The 17,719-nt window shown below is 66.2% G+C and carries 16 protein-coding genes; 7 read left to right on the top strand and 9 right to left on the bottom strand.

Features of this window, described 5'->3' with window-relative positions; translation table 11 throughout:
* Positions 1-8 precede the first annotated feature (8 nt).
* Positions 9-182: a hypothetical protein gene (locus AQ610_RS36805; protein WP_009912679.1), complete on the top strand. Its 174-nt coding sequence runs from the start codon at positions 9-11 to the stop codon at positions 180-182.
* A gap of 49 nt (positions 183-231) precedes the next feature.
* Here the strand turns inward: AQ610_RS36805 and AQ610_RS11020 are convergent, their stop codons facing one another.
* Genes AQ610_RS11020 through wrbA form a run of 4 tightly spaced genes read right to left on the bottom strand, consistent with a single transcriptional unit; the run spans position 232 to position 3,654 of the window.
* Complete coding sequence (locus tag AQ610_RS11020; protein ID WP_009912678.1) at positions 232-1,116, bottom strand: metallophosphoesterase; 885 nt, start codon at positions 1,114-1,116, stop codon at positions 232-234.
* A 37-nt stretch (positions 1,117-1,153) separates the two neighbouring features.
* Positions 1,154-2,575 carry an FAD-binding oxidoreductase gene (locus tag AQ610_RS11015; protein ID WP_006026491.1) on the bottom strand — a complete coding sequence of 474 codons (1,422 nt, stop codon included), beginning with the start codon at positions 2,573-2,575 and terminating at the stop codon, positions 1,154-1,156.
* Between the two features lie 33 nt (positions 2,576-2,608).
* Positions 2,609-3,049 carry a DUF2069 domain-containing protein gene (locus tag AQ610_RS11010; protein ID WP_006026492.1) on the bottom strand — a complete coding sequence of 147 codons (441 nt, stop codon included), beginning with the start codon at positions 3,047-3,049 and terminating at the stop codon, positions 2,609-2,611.
* Positions 3,046-3,654: an NAD(P)H:quinone oxidoreductase gene (gene wrbA / locus AQ610_RS11005; protein ID WP_006026493.1), complete on the bottom strand. Its 609-nt coding sequence runs from the start codon at positions 3,652-3,654 to the stop codon at positions 3,046-3,048. The genes AQ610_RS11010 and wrbA overlap by 4 nt, the downstream gene beginning before the upstream one ends.
* Before the next feature lie 112 nt (positions 3,655-3,766).
* Between wrbA and AQ610_RS11000 the strand changes: the two genes are divergently transcribed.
* Positions 3,767-5,080 carry a YihY family inner membrane protein gene (locus AQ610_RS11000; protein ID WP_006026494.1) on the top strand — a complete coding sequence of 438 codons (1,314 nt, stop codon included), beginning with the start codon at positions 3,767-3,769 and terminating at the stop codon, positions 5,078-5,080.
* 101 nt (positions 5,081-5,181) lie between these two features.
* On the opposite strand, the gene AQ610_RS10995 is transcribed toward AQ610_RS11000, so the two are convergent.
* The gene (locus AQ610_RS10995; protein WP_006026495.1) at positions 5,182-5,502 is read right to left on the bottom strand and encodes an Mpo1-like protein; all 321 of its coding nucleotides are present in this window, start codon (positions 5,500-5,502) and stop codon (positions 5,182-5,184) included.
* Positions 5,503-5,685: 183 nt separating this feature from the next.
* On the opposite strand from AQ610_RS10995, the gene AQ610_RS10990 reads away from it, so the two are divergent.
* The 3 genes from AQ610_RS10990 to aroC all read left to right on the top strand — a co-directional run bounded on the left by AQ610_RS10990 (position 5,686) and on the right by aroC (position 9,492).
* Positions 5,686-6,150, top strand: a complete 465-nt coding sequence (locus AQ610_RS10990; RefSeq protein ID WP_006026496.1) for a CBS domain-containing protein — start codon at positions 5,686-5,688, stop codon at positions 6,148-6,150.
* A gap of 120 nt (positions 6,151-6,270) precedes the next feature.
* Entirely contained in the window at positions 6,271-8,205 is a 1,935-nt protein-coding gene (locus tag AQ610_RS10985; RefSeq protein ID WP_006026497.1) for an MFS transporter, read from the top strand.
* 177 nt (positions 8,206-8,382) lie between these two features.
* Positions 8,383-9,492 carry a chorismate synthase gene (gene aroC, locus AQ610_RS10980; RefSeq protein ID WP_006026498.1) on the top strand — a complete coding sequence of 370 codons (1,110 nt, stop codon included), beginning with the start codon at positions 8,383-8,385 and terminating at the stop codon, positions 9,490-9,492.
* A gap of 162 nt (positions 9,493-9,654) precedes the next feature.
* Here the strand turns inward: aroC and AQ610_RS10975 are convergent, their stop codons facing one another.
* Positions 9,655-11,346, bottom strand: coding sequence for an electron transfer flavoprotein-ubiquinone oxidoreductase (locus tag AQ610_RS10975; RefSeq protein WP_374189323.1), 1,692 nt, complete (start codon positions 11,344-11,346; stop codon positions 9,655-9,657).
* 162 nt (positions 11,347-11,508) lie between these two features.
* On the opposite strand from AQ610_RS10975, the gene AQ610_RS10970 reads away from it, so the two are divergent.
* Positions 11,509-12,288, top strand: coding sequence for an SDR family oxidoreductase (locus AQ610_RS10970; RefSeq protein ID WP_006026500.1), 780 nt, complete (start codon positions 11,509-11,511; stop codon positions 12,286-12,288).
* A 44-nt stretch (positions 12,289-12,332) separates the two neighbouring features.
* Positions 12,333-12,764 carry an acyl-CoA thioesterase gene (locus AQ610_RS10965; RefSeq protein WP_009912676.1) on the top strand — a complete coding sequence of 144 codons (432 nt, stop codon included), beginning with the start codon at positions 12,333-12,335 and terminating at the stop codon, positions 12,762-12,764.
* Between the two features lie 240 nt (positions 12,765-13,004).
* Here the strand turns inward: AQ610_RS10965 and AQ610_RS10960 are convergent, their stop codons facing one another.
* From AQ610_RS10960 to AQ610_RS10950, 3 genes are all read right to left on the bottom strand, one after another.
* Positions 13,005-14,078: a BP39L family lectin gene (locus tag AQ610_RS10960; RefSeq protein ID WP_006026502.1), complete on the bottom strand. Its 1,074-nt coding sequence runs from the start codon at positions 14,076-14,078 to the stop codon at positions 13,005-13,007.
* A 793-nt stretch (positions 14,079-14,871) separates the two neighbouring features.
* Complete coding sequence (locus tag AQ610_RS10955; protein WP_006026503.1) at positions 14,872-16,404, bottom strand: cellulase family glycosylhydrolase; 1,533 nt, start codon at positions 16,402-16,404, stop codon at positions 14,872-14,874.
* 521 nt (positions 16,405-16,925) lie between these two features.
* On the bottom strand, positions 16,926-17,471 hold the full coding sequence (locus AQ610_RS10950; RefSeq protein ID WP_006026504.1) for a LuxR C-terminal-related transcriptional regulator: 546 nt from the start codon (positions 17,469-17,471) through the stop codon (positions 16,926-16,928).
* Positions 17,472-17,719 lie beyond the last annotated feature (248 nt).

Below are 17,719 nucleotides of genomic sequence, written 5' to 3'. Positions count from 1 at the left end.
AGCAATCGATGAATACGCCTCTGCTGCTGGGTTTCGGCGCGCTCGCGCTGTTCGGCGCAATCGGAATCGCCGCGTCGCGCGAGCTGCTGCGCGCGATCGACGCGCAACAGCGCCGCGCGCCGGTGCCGGTGCGCGTGCGCACGCACCGGCCGCATCGGGACGGCCGCCGCACCGTGCTCTGAACGCTGCGGACGCGGTACTCCGCTCCACTCGCTTCGTCGCGCGCTCGCGTCACGCGAGCGTGACGACCTTGCCCCATTCGAACGACGGATTTTCCCGCTCGCCGGTGCGCCGCCGAATGTAGCCGTGCGGATTGCAGACGACGTGCGTGCCTTCCGCCGTCGCGTAGTCGAACGACGTGTGCGTGTGCCCGTGAATCCAGAGCGAGACGGGCGGCCGCACGAGCGTGCTCAGGTCGCTGATGAAGCCGGCCGACGCGAGATCGTCGGCGTAGCGCGCGGCGAGGCTCGCGCGAAGCGGCGCGTGGTGCGTGACGACGATCGTCGCGCCCGGCCACGGTTTCGCGAGCTCGCGCTCGAGCCAGGCGCGGGCGGTGCGATGCAGCGCGAGCGCGTCGCGCGGCGCGAAGTTGCGCGGGCCCGGACCGGAGGCCGTGGCGGCGGGCGCGTTCGCGTCGGCCGCCGGTTCTTCCATTGGTTCTTCCGTCGATTCGACGCCGGCGTCGCCCGGCCAGTCCACCTGGATCAAGCCCTTGAAATCGAGCATCACGCGCTCGCACGCGGCGATCGAATGCGAGAGCGCCGCCGCGTCGCTGCCGAACAGCTCGAAGTCGCTCCAGAGCGTCGTGCCGAGCACGCGAAAACGCCCGGCCGGATCGACGTAGACGTCGTTGTTCAGGTAATGGACGTGGTCGAGCGCGGCGGCGGCGTCGCGCATCGCGGCTTCGAGCGCGCCGAACTCGCCGTCGTAGTACTCGTGATTGCCGGGCACGTAGACGACGGGCACGGCCGGATCGAACGTCTGCGCCGCCCAGCGCAAGCCCTCCGCATGATTGTGGATGTCGCCCGCGAGCACGACGAGATCCGCCTGCGCGTGCGGGATCGCATCGGGCTCGTTGCATTCGAGATGCAGGTCGGACAGCACGCGAATCCTCACGGGCGGCTCCTCCTCCTTCATGTCTCGGTCATCGGCGTCAGTGCAGCACCTTGCCGGGGTTCATCAGGTTGAGCGGATCGAGCGCCGTCTTCAGCGCGCGCATCAGCCCGATTTCGACGGCGGCCTTGTAGCGCTGCGCATCGTCGATTTTCAACTGGCCGATGCCGTGCTCGGCGCTGATCGTGCCGCGATGCTTGTGGACGCTGTCGTAGACGATCCGGTTGATGGGCGCCTGGTGCGCGGCGAGGAACGCCTTCGGATCGCCGCCTTCGGGCATCTGCACGTTGTAGTGCAGGTTGCCGTCGCCGAGATGCCCGAACGTCACCATCCGCGCGCCGGGCGCGGCCGCCTGGATCGCCGCGTCGGTCTCGTCGATGAAGTGCGCGATCGACGAGATCGGCACCGCGATGTCGTGCTTGATGTTGAGCCCTTCGTCCGCCTGCGCGAGCGGGATGTGCTCGCGCAGATCCCAGAACGCGCGCGACTGCGCGAGGTTCCCGGCGACGACCGCATCGACGACGAGCCCCGCCTCGAACGCTTCCTCCATCATCTTTTCGAAGAGCGCGCGCGCGTGCGCCTCGCTTTCGTTGTCCGACAATTCGAGCAGCACGGTCTGCGCGTGCGCGGCGTCGAACGGGTAGCGCAATTGCGGATAGTGCTTGCCGACGAGCTTCATGCAGAAATCCGACATCAGCTCGAAGCCGGTCAGCAGCGGGCCGGCCGCGCGCTGCGCGAGCGCGAGGAAATCGAGCGCCGCGTGCGGCGATTCGAGCGCGGCGAGCGCCGTGACCTTCGCGGCGGGACGCGGATGCAGCTTCATGACCGCGGCCGTGATGATGCCGAGCGTGCCTTCGGCGCCGATGAAGAGGTCGCGCAGGTCGTAGCCGGTGTTGTCCTTGCGCAGCCCGCGCAGGCCGTCCCAGATCTCGCCTTGCGGCGTGACGACCTCGAGCCCGAGACACAGCTCGCGCGCATTGCCGTAGCGCAGCACCGCGGTGCCGCCAGCGTTCGTCGCGAGATTGCCGCCGATCGTGCAACTGCCTTCGGCGGCGAGGCTGAGCGGGAAGAGCCGGTCGGCTTCCAGCGCGCGCGCCTGCACGTCGGCGAGGATCACGCCCGCCTCGACGGTGATCGTGTTGTTGTGCGGATCGAGCGCGCGCACGCGGTTCAGGCGCGCGAGGCTCAGCACTGCCTGCGCGCCGCTCGCGTCGGGCGTCGCGCCGCCCGCGAGGCCCGTGTTGCCGCCTTGCGGCACGAGCGCGACGCGATGCTCGAGCGCGAGCTTCACGAGCACCGCGACCTCTTCGGTGTTCGCGGGCCTGAGCACGGCGCACGCGGCGCCCTGGTAGCGGCGGCGCCAGTCGGTCAGGAACGGGGCGGTATCGTGGGGATCGGTCAGCACGTGGTCGGCGCCGATCGCTTGGCGGCACGCGTCGACGAAAGCGGAAGAGGATGTCATGGCGTTCGTTCGGAGGTCAGGCAATCGAAATAATCAGGAGCGGGAGCGCTCGGATGCGCTCGCGCGGTCTTGCGGGTGCTTTGTCGCCTGCTTCGCCGCTTGTTTCGCCGCTTGTTTCGCGGCGCGCTTGTACGGCGCGACATAGGCGAGCGCGGCGCAGAAGAAGCCGAGCGCGAGCGCGGCCTCGATCCAGCCGAGCCGCGCGGACGGCCCGCCGTCCGTCATGCCGCGCACGATGCCTTCTGCAAGATAAATCAAAATCAGCATCGACGCCCACTGCAGCGTGTACACGCTGCGCCGCCATACGCCGGGCAGCGCGAGCGCGAGCGGCACGGCCTTCAGGATCAGCGCGGAGCCGCCCGGCCGCAGCGGCGCGAGCCAGGTCTCCCACGCGGCGCACAGCGCGATCAGCGCGACGAGGCAAAGCGCGGCCGCGCGCGCGGCGAGCGGCTTCGCGGCAACGGGTGCGCTCATGCGGATGCGGCGCCGAGCAGCGACGCGGTGTGCGCGAGCCGCGCGCCGAGCGCGTGCGCGAGCATCTTCTCGTCGGCGGAAATGCGCTCGTGCGCGGCGTCGGCCGTGCGCGCGAAGTGCGACGCGCCGTATGGCGTGCCGCCCGTCTGCGTGACGGACAGCGCGGTCTCGGTGTAAGGAATGCCGACGATCAGCATGCCGTGGTGCAGCAGCGGCAGCATCATCGACAGCAACGTCGACTCCTGGCCGCCGTGCAGGCTGCCCGTCGACGTGAACACGCACGCGGGCTTGCCGGCGAGCGCGCCCGACAGCCATTGCGGCGTCGTGCCGTCGAGGAAGTACTTGAGCGGCGCGGCCATGTTGCCGAAACGGGTGGGCGAGCCGAGCGCGAGCCCCGCGCATTCGTCGAGGTCGCGCGGCTCCGCGTACGGCGGGCCGTCGTCGGGGATGTCGGGCTGCGTCGCCTCGCAGACGGTGGACACGGGCGGCACCGTGCGGATGCGCGCCTGCATGCCGGGCACGCTGTCGACGCCCGCCGCGATCGCGAGCGCGAGTTCGCGCGTCGCGCCGTGGCGGCTGTAGTAGAGCACGAGGATGTCTTTCATAGGCCTCTTGAGTGAGCGGCTATTATAGGGGCTGAAGCCGCCGCGAAGCGTCGCGGCTCGGCCCGTCGCGCCGCGCCGCGCGCGCGGCGCGCGCAGCAAAAGGAGAAAGCCGTTGCCGAAGTTGAGCGTCGATCTCGACACCATCAAGCGCCTCGCGCGCTTCGCCGCGAAGCGCAGCGCGGAAGACCGCATCCCGCAGGTCGCGGGCAGCCTCACGTTCACGACGATGCTCGCGCTCGTGCCGCTCGTGACGGTCGCCTTCGCGCTTTTCACCGCGTTCCCGATGTTCGCTTCGTTCCAGAACTCGCTGCAGGGTTTTCTCGCCGATCACCTGATGCCCGCGCAGTTCAACAGCCAGATCTTCAAGTACCTGAACCAGTTCGCGTCGAAGGCGAAGGGACTGACCACGGCGGGCCTCATCGTGCTCGTCGTCACCGCGGTGATGATGATGATGACGATCGAATCCGCGTTCAACCTGATCTGGCGCGTGCGCAAGCCGCGCCCGTTCGCGCAGCGCGTGCTCGCGTACTGGGCGCTCATCACGCTCGGGCCGCTGCTGTTCGGCGTGAGCCTGTCGATTTCGTCGTATCTGTTCACGAAATCGCTCGCGTTCACCGGGTCGACGAGCATGCCGCCGATCTTCGAATGGCTGCTCGCGGCCGCATCGCTGCCGCTCACGGTGCTCGCGTTCACGCTGCTCTACGTGTATCTGCCGAATTGCACGGTTGCGTGGCGCGACGCGGTGGTGGGCGGCGTGTGCGCGGCGGTCGCGTTCGAGCTCGCAAAGCGCGGCTTCGGCTATTACGTGCGGCGCATTCCGACCTATACGGCGGTGTACGGCGCGTTCGCGACCGTGCCGATGTTCCTGCTGTGGCTGTATCTGAGCTGGTTCGTCACGCTCGCGGGCGCGATGATCGCGTCGGCGCTGCCGGCGATCCGGGTCGGGCAGTTCCACAGGATCCACTATCCGGGCAGCGACCTGCTCGATTCGCTCGAACTGCTCGCGCGGCTCGCCGACGCGCAGCAGGCGGGCAAGCCGGGCCATACGGCCGCGCGGCTCGCGCTGATGGCGCGCTGCGACATGGAGACCGCGCAGCGGCTCCTGTCGACGCTCGAGGAGCGCGAATGGGTCGCGCGGCTGCAAAGCGGCAGCGACGCCGCGCCGCGCTACGTGATGCTCGCGAACCCGGAGCGCCTGACGGTCGCGAATCTGTTCGACGTGCTCGTGATCGACCGCTCGGAGCTCGTCTACCAGGCGCAGCGCGGCAAGACCGAGGTCGACTGCGCGGCGCTCCTCGACGCGTTCGTGAGCGAGAAGCTCGATCTGTCGCTCGCGGAGCTGATCGCGCGCGGCAGGAAGCGCACGTCGCGCGGCGCGCAGGACGCGGCGCGTTCGACGTCCGCGCTGCCGCCGCGCACCGCGTGACGCGAGGACGAGGCGGACGAGGGCCGTGCCGTCACGGCGTTACGCGCGAGAAGGGCGCGGGCCTTGCCTGCGGCGCTCATTCTGCGCCCCGCCCGAGCGGGTCAGATCGAAATCTTGCCGGTGCAGATGTCCTTGAACATCACCCAGTCGCCCATCAGGCTGTAGATCGGGTGCCGGAACGTTGCGGGCCGGTTCTTCTCGAAGAAGAAGTGCCCGGTCCACGCGAAGCCGTAGCCGCAGACGACGGCGGCGGGCAGCCACCACCAGAGGCCGGTGGCGAGCGCCATCGCGATGCAGCCGATCACGCCGAGCGAGCCGACGAAATGCAGCCGCCGCGACACGAGGTTGCGGTGCTCTTCCAGATAGAATGGGTAGAACTCGGCGAAGCTCGCGAAATGCTCGGTGTGCGCGGAATGTGCCATGACAGTCTCCTTGAGCGCCGGCGGCGGCCGCGCGGCGCGTCACGCCCTTCATTGTGCGGCGGGCCGCCGCCCGCCGCAACCGCGGCAGCCGCCGTCACCGCAGGCCGCCGCGCGCTTTCCTTTTGCGGGGCTTTCCGTTAGGATCGAAAGCCGATTATGCACAGGTTGCAATAGGGGACAACGATGCGCGTCAGCGATATTCTGAAAGTCAAAGGCAATACGCTGTTCACCGTGACGCCCGATACGCCGCTGCGCAGTGCGGTCGACACGATGGCGGAACACGACATCGGCTCGCTCGTCGTGATGGAGTACGGCGATCTCGTCGGGATCCTGACGTTCCGCGAGATCATCCTGCGCCTGAAGGCGAACGGCGGCAGCATCGGCGATGTGCTCGTGCGCACCGTGATGGACGAGCCGCTCACGTGCACGCCGGAGACCGACATCGACGAAGTGCGCCGGATGATGCTCGAGCGGCACGCGCGCTACATGCCGGTGCTCGACAAGAAGGTGCTGATGGGCGTCATTTCGTTCTACGACGTCGCGAAGACGGTCGTCGAGGCGCAAAGCTTCGAGAACCGGATGCTGAAGGCGTACATCCGAGACTGGCCGGAACCCGACAGCGAAGAACGCAAGCCGCTCGCAAGCTGAGCCCGCGCGCGGCTGCGCGCACGCCGCCGGGCGTGCCGCGTCCGTCACGGCGCTCTCCGTCAACTCTTCCTTCGCCTGCGTGCGCGATCGTGCCGACGCGACACGCGGGCGCACTCACGCATGAGCGACCCATCCATTACGTCGACCTCGCGGCGCGAGAAGCGCCACGCCCATCCGTCGCAGTTCGATCTGCTGCGCGAGCGCCGCTTCGCGCCGTTCTTCGCGACGCAGTTCATGGGCGCGCTGAACGACAACGTCTTCAAGATCGGCTTCACGTCGCTCGTCACCTACCAGACGGCGAAATTCAGCGGCGTCGATCCGAAGACGGCGGCGTTCCTGATCTCGGCGATCTTCATCCTGCCGTTCGTGCTGTTCTCGGCGACGGCCGGACAGATCGCCGACAAGTACGACAAGGCGCGCCTCACGCGCTTCGTGAAGAGCTTCGAGATCGCGCTGATGGCGGTCGGCGCGGCGGGCTTCGTCACGCACGGCGCGCCGCTGCTCTATCTGTGCACGTTCATGATGGGCATGCACTCGACCCTCTTCGGGCCCGTCAAGTATTCGTACCTGCCGCAGCATCTGAACGACCATGAGCTCGTCGGCGGCAACGGGCTCGTCGAGATGGGCACGTTCGTCGCGATCCTGATCGGCACGATCGTCGGCGGCGCGGCGGCGGGCATCTCGGGGCGCGGCGAGCTGCTGCTCGCCGTCTGCTGCGTCGGCATCGCGCTCGTCGGGCGCGTCGCCGCGGCGGGCGTGCCGGCGACGCCCGCGCCGCAGCCGAATCTCGCGATCAACTGGAATCCGTTTTCCGAGACGCGGCGCAACCTGAAGCTCGCGCGCGAGAACCGGACGGTGTTCCTGAGCCTCCTCGGCATTTCGTGGCTGTGGTTCGTCGGCGCGACGTTCCTCACGTCGTTCTTCGGTTTCGCGAAGGACGTGCTGTCGGCGAATCCGGACGTCGTTACCGTGCTGCTCGCGACGTTCTCGTTCGGCATCGGCCTCGGGTCGCTGCTGTGCGAGCGGCTGTCGCGGCGGCGCGTCGAGATCGGGCTCGTGCCGCTCGGCTCGCTCGGCATCAGCGCATTCGCGATCGAGCTGTACTTCGCGAGCCACGCGCTGCCCGCGCAGACGCATCTGCTGACGGTCGGCGAATTCCTCGGCCATGCGGCGCACTGGCGGATCCTTGCCGACCTGTTCCTGCTCGCCATGTTCGGCGGCTTCTACAGCGTACCGCTCTACGCCCTGATCCAGAGCCGCAGCGCGCCCACGCACCGCGCGCGGATCATCGCCGCGAACAACATCCTGAACGCGCTCTTCATGATCGTGTCAGCGCTGATGGCGATGCTGCTCACGAAGACGGGCGTCAGCATTCCGGGGATCTTCCTCGTGACGGCGCTGCTGAACGCCGTCGTCGCGACGTACATCTACTCGCTCGTGCCCGAGTTCCTGCTGCGCTTCATCGCATGGGCGCTCGTGCACACGCTCTACCGGGTCCGCCTCGTGCACGCGGAGCGGATTCCGGACGAGGGCGCGGCGCTCCTCGTCTGCAACCACGTGAGCTATGTCGATGCGCTCGTGCTCGCGGCGGCGAGCCCGCGGCCGATCCGCTTCGTGATGGATCATCGGATCTTCAACACGCGCTTCGCGAGCTGGGCGTTCCGCCACGCGAAGGCGATCCCGATCGCGCCGCGCCACGAAGATCCCGAGATGCTCGCGCGCGCGTACGACGCGTGCGAGGCCGCGCTGCGCGAAGGCGAGCTCGTCTGCATCTTCCCGGAAGGCAAGCTGACGAAGACGGGCGACGTCAACACGTTCCATCACGGCGTCACCGAGATCCTCACGCGCGCAAGCGTGCCCGTCGTGCCGATGGCGCTGCGCGGACTGTGGGGCAGCGTGTTCTCGCGGCACGAGGATGCGCGCTGGCCGCGCCCCGTGAAGCGCGGCGTGATGAGCCGCCTGACGCTCGCGGTCGGCGAGCCGATCCCGGCCGTGGCGGCGACGCCGGAGGCACTGCAGGCCGTCGTCACCGAGCTGCGCGGCGCGCGCAAGTAGGCGGCGCGGGCAGAGTGGCGCGCTCCGACCCTGCGGCATCGGACGGAGCATGGGGCGGCCCGCTTGCCGGCGAGCTGGATCTGCGCCGATCGTCTCGCGCGCCGCATCGCCGCATCGCCCGAAACGGGCTGGCATAATGTCGGTTTCCCCCGACTGACTTCTCTTTTGGACGGCCCTATGTCCGGCAACACCCTCGGCACGCTTTTCACTGTCACGACCTTCGGCGAATCGCACGGCCCCGCGATCGGCTGCGTGATCGACGGCTGCCCGCCGGGCATGGCGCTCACGGAGGCGGACGTCCAGCTCGAGCTCGACCGCCGCAAGCCCGGCACGTCGCGCCACGTCACGCAGCGTCAGGAGCCCGACCAGGTCGAGATCCTGTCCGGCGTGTTCGAGGGCGTGACGACGGGCGCGCCGATCGCGCTCCTGATCCGCAACACCGATCAGCGCAGCAAGGACTACGGCAACATCGCCGAAACCTTCCGTCCGGGCCACGCCGACTACACGTACTGGCAGAAGTACGGCGTGCGCGACTATCGGGGCGGCGGCCGGTCGTCGGCGCGGCTGACGGCGCCCGTCGTGGGCGCCGGCGCGATCGCGAAGAAGTGGTTGCGCGAGCGCTTCGGCGTCGAGGTGCGCGGCTACATGAGCGCGCTCGGCGAAATCGAAATTCCGTTCGTCGACTGGTCGCACGTGCGCGAGAACCCGTTCTTCGCGCCGAACGCCGACATCGTGCCGCAGCTCGAGGGCTACATGGACGCGCTGCGCAAGGACGGCGATTCGATCGGCGCGCGGATCGACGTCGTCGCGTCGGGCGTGCCGGTCGGCTGGGGCGAGCCGCTCTTCGACCGTCTCGACGCGGACATCGCGCACGCGATGATGGGGATCAACGCGGTGAAGGGCGTCGAGATCGGCGCGGGCTTCGCCAGCGTCGCGCAGCGCGGTTCGGTGCACGGCGACGAGCTGACGCCGGACGGCTTCGTCGGCAACCACGCGGGCGGCGTGCTCGGCGGCATCTCGACGGGGCAGGACATCACGGTGTCGATCGCGATCAAGCCGACGTCGAGCATCCGCACCCCGCGCCGCTCGATCACGACGGCGGGCGCGCCCGCCGTCGTCGAAACGTTCGGCCGTCACGACCCATGCGTCGGGATTCGCGCGACGCCGATCGCCGAATCGATGCTCGCGCTCGTCCTGATCGATCACGCGTTGCGGCATCGCGCGCAGTGCGGCGACGTGTCGACCGCGACGCCGAAGATCGCCGCGCGCGCGCCGGGAGCGGAATGAGCCCTGCCTGAGGGCGTCGCGCGGCCGATACTCAGGCGGGCGCGACGCGCCGAAATCGAAACGGGATCGAAACGGAAACGGGCGCCGAGGCGCCCGTTTCGCTTTGTCGCGCGGCAGTGCGTCGCGCGGCGCGACTGGTCCGCGCGATGCGCGGATGCCCGGTCACATGTTCGGATAGTTCGGCCCGCCGCCGCCTTCCGGCGTGATCCACACGATGTTCTGGGTCGGGTCCTTGATGTCGCAGGTCTTGCAGTGCACGCAGTTCTGCGCGTTGATCACGAGGCGGTCGCTGCCGTCGTCGTTCTTCACGAACTCGTAGACGGCGGCCGGGCAGAAGCGCGCTTCCGGCCCCGCATACGTGCGCAGATTGACGTTCACCGGCACGCTCGCGTCCTTCAGCGTCAGGTGCGCGGGCTGGTTCTCCTCGTGGTTCGTGTTCGAGATGAACACCGACGACAGACGGTCGAACGTCAGCTTGCCGTCCGGCTTCGGATAGTCGATGGGCTGGCACTGCGACGCGGGCTTCAGCATCTCGTGGTCGCCGTGCTGATGATGCAGCGTCCACGGCACGTTGCCGTTCATCAGCTTCTGCTCGACGCCGACCATCAGCGTGCCGAGATACAGCCCCTTGCTCATCCACTGCTTGAAGTTGCGCGCGCGGTAGAGCTCGGTGTGCAGCCACGACGTCTTGAACGCGTCCGGGTACGCGGTCAGCTCGTCGGCCTGGCGGCCCGCCTGCACCGCATCGAACGCGGCTTCGGCGGCGAGCATGCCGGTCTTGATCGCCGCATGGCTGCCCTTGATCCGCGACGCATTCAGGAAGCCCGCGTCGTCGCCGACGAGCGCGCCGCCCGGGAACACGGTCTTCGGCAGCGACAGCAGGCCGCCCGCCGCGATCGCGCGCGCGCCGTACGACACGCGCTTGCCGCCTTCGAGGAACGGCCGGATCGCCGGATGCGTCTTGTAGCGCTGGAACTCCTCGAACGGCGACAGGTACGGGTTCGAGTACGCGAGGCCGACGACGAAGCCGACGACGACCTGGTTGTTGTCCATGTGATACAGGAACGAGCCGCCGTACGTGTCCGACGACAGCGGCCAGCCGGCCGTGTGGATCACGAGGCCCGGCTTGTGCTTGACGGGATCGATCTCCCACAGCTCCTTGATGCCGATCCCGTACGTCTGCGGATCGCTGTTCGCGGCGAGCTTGAACTTGTCCATCAACTGGCGGCCGAGGTGGCCGCGCGCGCCTTCGCAGAAGAGCGTGTACTTCGCGTGCAACTCCATGCCGAGCTGAAAGTTCTCGGTCGGCTCGCCGTCGCGGCCGATGCCCATGTTGCCCGTCGCGACGCCCTTGACCGAGCCGTCGTCGTTGTAGAGGATTTCGGCGGCCGGGAAGCCGGGGAAGATCTCGACGCCCAGGGCTTCCGCCTGCTGGCCGAGCCAGCGCGTGACGTTGCCGAGGCTGATCACGTAGTTGCCGTGGTTCTTGAAGTTGTCCGGCAGCGCCCAGTTCGGCACCTGGAACGCGCTCTTCTCGGTCAGGAACAGGAAGCGGTCTTCGGTGACGCCGACGGTGAGCGGCGCTCCCTTTTCCTTCCAGTCGGGGAACAGTTCGGTGATCGCGCGCGGGTCCATCACGGCGCCCGACAGGATGTGCGCGCCGATCTCCGAGCCCTTCTCGAGCACGCAGACGCCGATTTCCGTGCCTTTCTCGGCGGCGAGCTGCTTGAGCCGGATGGCCGCCGACAGGCCTGCAGGGCCGCCGCCGACGATCACGACGTCGTATTCCATCGATTCGCGCGGGCCGTATTGCTCGATGAGGCTTGCGGGGGTCATGGACGCTCCTCTAACCATTAGAATGCTTATATTCGGGACCGTATTGTCGGCGAAATAAAACGCTTGCCGCAACTGCGGGACCCTAGATTAGCACGATCGTTCTATTTTTGGGATTGGGTCGCACGCGGGAACGGTTCATACTGGTGCGGCATGTTGCCATCGGAATAAAGAGGAGTCGGCATGGGCCGTTCGATCAATCTGGAGGGCAAGGTCGCGTTCGTCACGGGCGCGTCGAGCGGTCTCGGGCAGCGCTTCGCGCAGGTGCTGTCGCAGGCGGGCGCGAAGGTCGTGCTCGCGAGCCGGCGCGTCGAGCGCCTGAAGGAACTGCGCGCGGAAATCGAGGCGGCGGGCGGCGCCGCGCACGTGGTGTCGCTCGACGTCACCGATTATCAGAGCATCAAGGCGGCCGTCGCGCACGCGGAAACGGAAGCGGGCACGATCGACATCCTGGTCAACAATTCGGGCGTGTCGACGATGCAGAAGCTCGTCGACGTGACGCCCGCCGATTTCGAATACGTATTCGATACGAACACGCGCGGCGCGTTCTTCGTCGCGCAGGAAGTCGCGAAGCGGATGATGATGCGTGCGGGCAACGGCAACGCGAAGCCGGCCTGCCGGATCATCAACATCGCGTCGGTCGCCGGGCTGCGGCCGTTCTCGCAGATCGGCCTCTACGCGATGAGCAAGGCGGCCGTCGTCCACATGACGCGGGCGATGGCGCTCGAATGGGGCCGCCACGGCATCAATGTCAATGCGATCTGCCCCGGCTACATCGATACCGAGATCAATCACTATCTATGGGAAACCGAGCAGGGCCAGAAGCTGCAGGCGATGTTGCCGCGCCGGCGCGTCGGCAAGCCGCAGGATCTCGACGGGCTGCTGCTGCTCCTTGCCGCCGACGAGTCGCAGTTCATCAACGGCTCGGTCGTGTCGGCCGACGACGGCCTCGGCCTCGCGTGAGCGGCCGCGCCGAACGGTTTCACCTTGCAGAAAAGATGAGTGCGATGAGCGATTACACCCCTGTTTTCGAAATGTCGATGCCGATCCGCTGGGGCGACATGGATGCGTTCGGCCACGTGAACAACACCGTCTACTTCCGCTACATGGAGGAAGCACGCGTCACGTGGTTCGGCAAGCTCGGCATCGCGGGCGGCAACGGCGAGGGGCAGGGGCCCGTCGTCGTCAACGCGTCGATGGAATTCCTGCGCCAGTTGCACTATCCGGGCGACGTGATCGCGCGTCTGTCGGCCGCGAAGCCGGGCCGCAGCAGCTTCGACACGGCGTTCGAGCTGACCCGCTCGGACGACCCCGAGCACGTGTACGCGCGCGGCGCCGCGCGCTGCGTGTGGGTCGACTACGCGCTCGGCAAGTCGGCGCCGCTGCCGGACCTGCTTCGGAGCACGATCGAAAGCGCGCTGCAAGCGAAGATCGATTAAGTGGCGACACGCGTCACGAACGTCCCTGATTCCATCCCTTTTTGCGCAGACTGATGGTTTTTTGCGGAAGTAGGCAATGCAGTGCTTGACGGACACTGCATTGCCGGATTTCGTCTTGAGAAATTGATCAAGTATTCAGGCCGTTTTTTCTCTGCGCCTTCGTATGGCCGACCGAAGTCGCATCGGTCGGCCGTTCCTGGACGCGTCTCATCTTGCGAGAACCCGGCCCGGATGCGGTCATCATCCAATTGAAATCGGCCCGTTCCAGTTGCCGGCGCCGACCACCCAGGCAACGTGCAGGATGCCGTCGCTGTCGACGACAAACACGTCGGTCTGATTCGGAATGCCGAACTGGTTCGACGCTGCGACCGCCGCGCCGGGAGGGAAAAGGTTGGTCGAGCTGATCGACGCGGGTCCGTTCCAATTGCCGGCGCTGACCACCCACGCTACGCGCAGGGCGCCGTCGCGGCCGACGGCAAACACGTCGGTCTGATTCGGAATGCCGAACTGGTTCGACGTGGCGATTGCCGCGCCGGGAGGGAAGAGCCCAGGGGGGCTGATCGGAACCGGTCCGTTCCAGCGATCCGCGCTGACGACCCACGCGACGTTCAACGCGCCATCGTTGCCGACGACAAACACGTCGGTCTGATTCGGGATGCCGAACTGGTTCGACGTGGCGATCGCCGCACCTGGAGGGAACAGGCCGGCCGCGCTGATCGGAGTCGGGCCGTTCCAACTGCCGGCGCTGACGACCCACGCGACGTTCAACGCGCCGTCGTTGCCGACGACAAACACGTCGGTCTGATTCGGGATGCCGAACTGGTTCGATGTGGCAATCGGCGCGCCCGCAGGGAAAAGGCCCGTCGCGCTGATCGGAATCGGTCCGTTCCAACGATCGGCGCTGACGACCCACGCAACATTCAAGGCGCCGCTGTTGCTGACGGCAAATACGTCGGTCTGGTTCGGGATGCCGAACTGGTTTGACGTCGCGACCGCCGCACCCGCAGGGAACAGGCCCGCCGCGCTGATCGGGGTCGGTCCGTTCCAGCGATCGGCGCTGACGACCCAAGCAACGTTCAACGCGCCGTTGCTGCCGACGGCAAACACGTCGGTCTGATTCGGGATGCCGAATTGGTTCGACGCCGCAACGGCCGCGCGGGGAGGAAAGAGCGCGGCCGGGCTGATCTGAGCGGGGCCGTTCCAGGCTCCGGCGCTGACTACCCAGGAAACGCGCAGCGAGCCGCCGCCGTCGACGGAAAATACATCAGTCTGATTGGGAATGCCGAATTGATTTGAAGTTGCTAATTTTGCCATTTTGTTTCACCTTTTCAATGGATGGAAAGGATTTTCTTGAAACCGGAAGCATGGTTCTTATTAAATGATTGGCGATTTGGCCTCCTTTGTAATGTTCGATGAACAAGGAGCCGAATATCAACGGCCTGTAATCTTGATGTGGCGGAATTCGCGGGTCGAGAACATGTTCCTGCTTTCAAAGGGTGCTGAAAGTCGTTCAGTCACGGCGGGCGCCGCCATGACAATGTGGTTATGTCCGGCAACCCGGCAGCCGCATGAACCCGTTCCGCAGGGCGATCGAATGCGCGCGTGCGCGTTGCATGTGCGGTGCGTGCGTGGCCATCTTCCACTCTTCCAGTGACGGCGGAGATGCGCGTGATGTTTATTCCGCCTGACTGGAATCGGTTTCTCGATCGAGGTTTGTTGCTTTAGGGCAGCCTTGGTATGTCTCGTTTGATTCCATTTATACAAGCAGCATAGTAGGTAAACAGGTTGGAAATTGGCTGAAAACTCGATGAATTATTTTTGATGCGCTCGCCGGGCATCGCGATGTCGGGTAGTCAGTGTTTTGTTCACGACAAGTGACTTCATCGCTGCTTGCGACGCAAGTTTTGATTCGCTGAGCGAAACCGTTGCCGGATTTTGAATTTGCAGGGGTGTGGCTCAGGGCAAGCTCTGGATTCGCCGCGGGCATCCCGCGCCGAATCGGCTCCTCTTGCGACTGAGCCGCCACAGTCGGGCTGTTTCCGTCAAGAAAGTCCCCGCGTTGTTCGACGCAACGGCTGCGGTGCTTCCCGGCTGCTTGCCCGATGCGTCACCAGCCGGGGCCGACGGGCGCATAGCCTGGCGTCTGATTGGCCGCCGCGGCGGCGGCCACGCCGAAGTTGGGCCAGGCCGGGTAGTACTGCCCCGACGGGGCCTGATACGTGCCGGCGATCTTGGGCGCGCCCACCGTGCCGGAGGATCCCGTCGACGCGGTGATCGTCACCAGGCCGAAGTACGGCTCGTAGATGTTCGCGCTATACGGCGACGCCAGCGCCATGTCCGAGTAACAGTACGCGTAAACCGGTCCGTATTGGCCATAGGGCTGGTTGGCGATCCATGCGATCAGCGCCTTGTACTCACGTTCCTGATTCGCCTGCGTCAGGTACGCTGGCGCGATCGTCTGAAAATTGGCGTTCGCGTACTGCTGCGCGCTGCCGCCCAACTGGCCAGTGAAATCGGTTGCGCCGTCCGACGTGGTCGTCGCGACGCCGAACTCGGTGATCACGATCGGCTTTCCTCCGTCGCCGTTCGCGTTCATCTGGTCGCGCAGGCTCGTTCCCGTGTAGCTGGCGAATGTCTTGCCGGTCGGGGACGGCCAGCCGTACGAAGGCGACGCAAACGTGTGCCACATGATGTTGAACGGATTCGAGTAATCCGGGTATGCGGAGTTGACTGTCGTGCTCGGGCATTGGTCGCCTGGCAGTTGCCAGTCGTCGCTGTGGCAGTGGGGGTGGTGCGCGAGGCCGTCGAAATATCCCCGTGCGCCGTTCGCGTACATCACGGCCAGCCAGTCGCGCGGCTCCCATTGCGTGGGCGCGGGGTATCGGGCGTCCGTCGAATTCACGAGGCCGGCCACGCCGGTCGTCGGGAGCGCGCCGGTTCCATTGTTCGGGGACGTGAGGCACCCCGAACTGCCGCCCGCATAGACGAGCGCCGACGGATTGGCCTGCTTGATCGCCGGATAGGCGCTCTTCAGGAGCCGCGTATAAAGGACCGGATCGTGAGGCATGAAGTTCGGGCCGCAATTCGGCTCGTTCCAGATTTCCCACGCGTCGATTTTCCCGCCGTAGCTGTCGTTGCCGTAATGCTTGGCGGCGGCTCGCGCGAAGTTCGTGTATGACGTGAGATTCGGCGCGCACAGCGTGTAGGCGTCGCCATTCGATTGCCGGTAGTTGCTCGGGCATTGCGAATTGACCGCCCAGCGCGGCGTCGACGTGATCACGCCGAGAATTCGTATTCCATAATTTCTGGCCGCCCGAACGACGATGTCCGTCGCGCCCCAGGTGAGGCCGCTGCTCTGGCCGGGATTGGGGTCGCTCGTGAAGATCCACGTCGACGCCGGCTGGATGGCCGACCAGTCGAGATGAATGCGCACCCAGCGCACGTTCATCGCGGCGACGCCCGACATGTAGTTGTTGATCGCTTGTGTCGGATTTTGCGGATTCTGCTTGATGATTTCGATGATTTCTCCGCCCAGATCGATGCCGGTTACCGGTGTATTGGTTTGAGCGAATGTCGGCCGGCATCCGGTCAGGCCGATCATGAAAATGAAAAATAAAAATCCTGCTCTTGCGTTAATCATGATTCAACTTGGCCTGATGGATTGAATGGGCGATTTGACAGGCTGACGGCGCAGCCGGCGCGGGGCGGGCTGCGCGACGGCCCGCCGTCAGATCTTTCGGATTCCTGATGCATGTGCCGGAAACGGCTGCGTTCTCGTAGTCGGTTTCATGAAGCTGTCGCGATACGGCGTCGATCGATCGAGGCGCGGCGCGAAATCGCGCGATCATCCCGATTCGATCAGGGCGACATGGGGGCGTCCGGACGAGATGCCGATATTCTCGTTGCGGAGGTGAGTTTTATTGCTTGGTAAAATGCGGATGTACTGCTTTTTGCGCGATATTGCCGATTTCCTGAATTGAGTTGGATGGTGTTGCTCAAGGGTAAATAATTTTCCCGAAAAAGTGTAGGGCTGAAATTCGATCTAATCGGTATCGGGAAATGGAATTTGTTGAGTTTTGGGCGGCAATGATTCGGCTTGGGCGGCAAGCGCCCGGTTCATTGTCGTGCCCGGTTTCCCTGCTGCCGCCGCGATGCGCGTTTTCACTGCCCGAGCAGGCGCTGCAGCAGTTCGGCCGTGTTGCCCGTCCCGTATTTGCGCATCAGTCGCGCGCGGTAGATATCGACCGTGCGCGAGCTGATGTCGAGCACGCGGCCGATCTGCTTGCTCGTCTTGCCCGTCACGAGCTGCGCGGCGATTTCGCGTTCGCGCGGCGTCAGCTCGACCGCGACGCGCCGCGTCGCGCTCAGGTCCTCGAACGTCCACACGCCCGCCGCGAGCGGTGCCGTGCGGTCGAGCGCGCGGCCCGTCACGTGGCACCAGAACAGCTCGCCGCCCGCGCGCTTCATGATGCGGTCGTCCGCATAGCTGCCGTGCGCGATCATCACGGGCGAGATCCGCTCGCCGATCCTCTCGAATTCGTCCGACGACGGATAGAGCACCTCGAAAGACCGGCCGATCAGATCGATGCGCGCGCAGCGGAAGATCGCGGCGAGCTCGTCGTTGCAATCCTCGATGACGCGGTCGCGCGACAGCACGAGGCCGATCGGCGCGAGATGGAAGGCGGTCTTGTAGTCGATGGCGGGCATGGATGCTGGCGGGCGGTGATCGGGCGCCGCGCAAGCGGCGGCGAATGCTTATGTAGTTTTGCGTATTGTGCCGCATTCGGCGCGCATCGTACCCTTTCGCACGTGTCGCGGCTCATGCCGCGAACGGACAATAGAAAAAAGTGCGGCGTCGCGGCAGCATTCGCGGCGCGTGCTTAGAATGGTGCGACGGGTTCGTCGCGCGCGCGAGCCGCGCGGACCGTCGAGCCGGTTTCCATTGAGGAAGGGAC

This window comes from Burkholderia humptydooensis (assembly GCF_001513745.1).
GTDB lineage: Bacteria > Pseudomonadota > Gammaproteobacteria > Burkholderiales > Burkholderiaceae > Burkholderia > Burkholderia humptydooensis.
The sequence above is the reverse complement of the archived record's forward strand: the minus strand, read 5'-3'. Positions and strand labels throughout refer to the sequence as shown.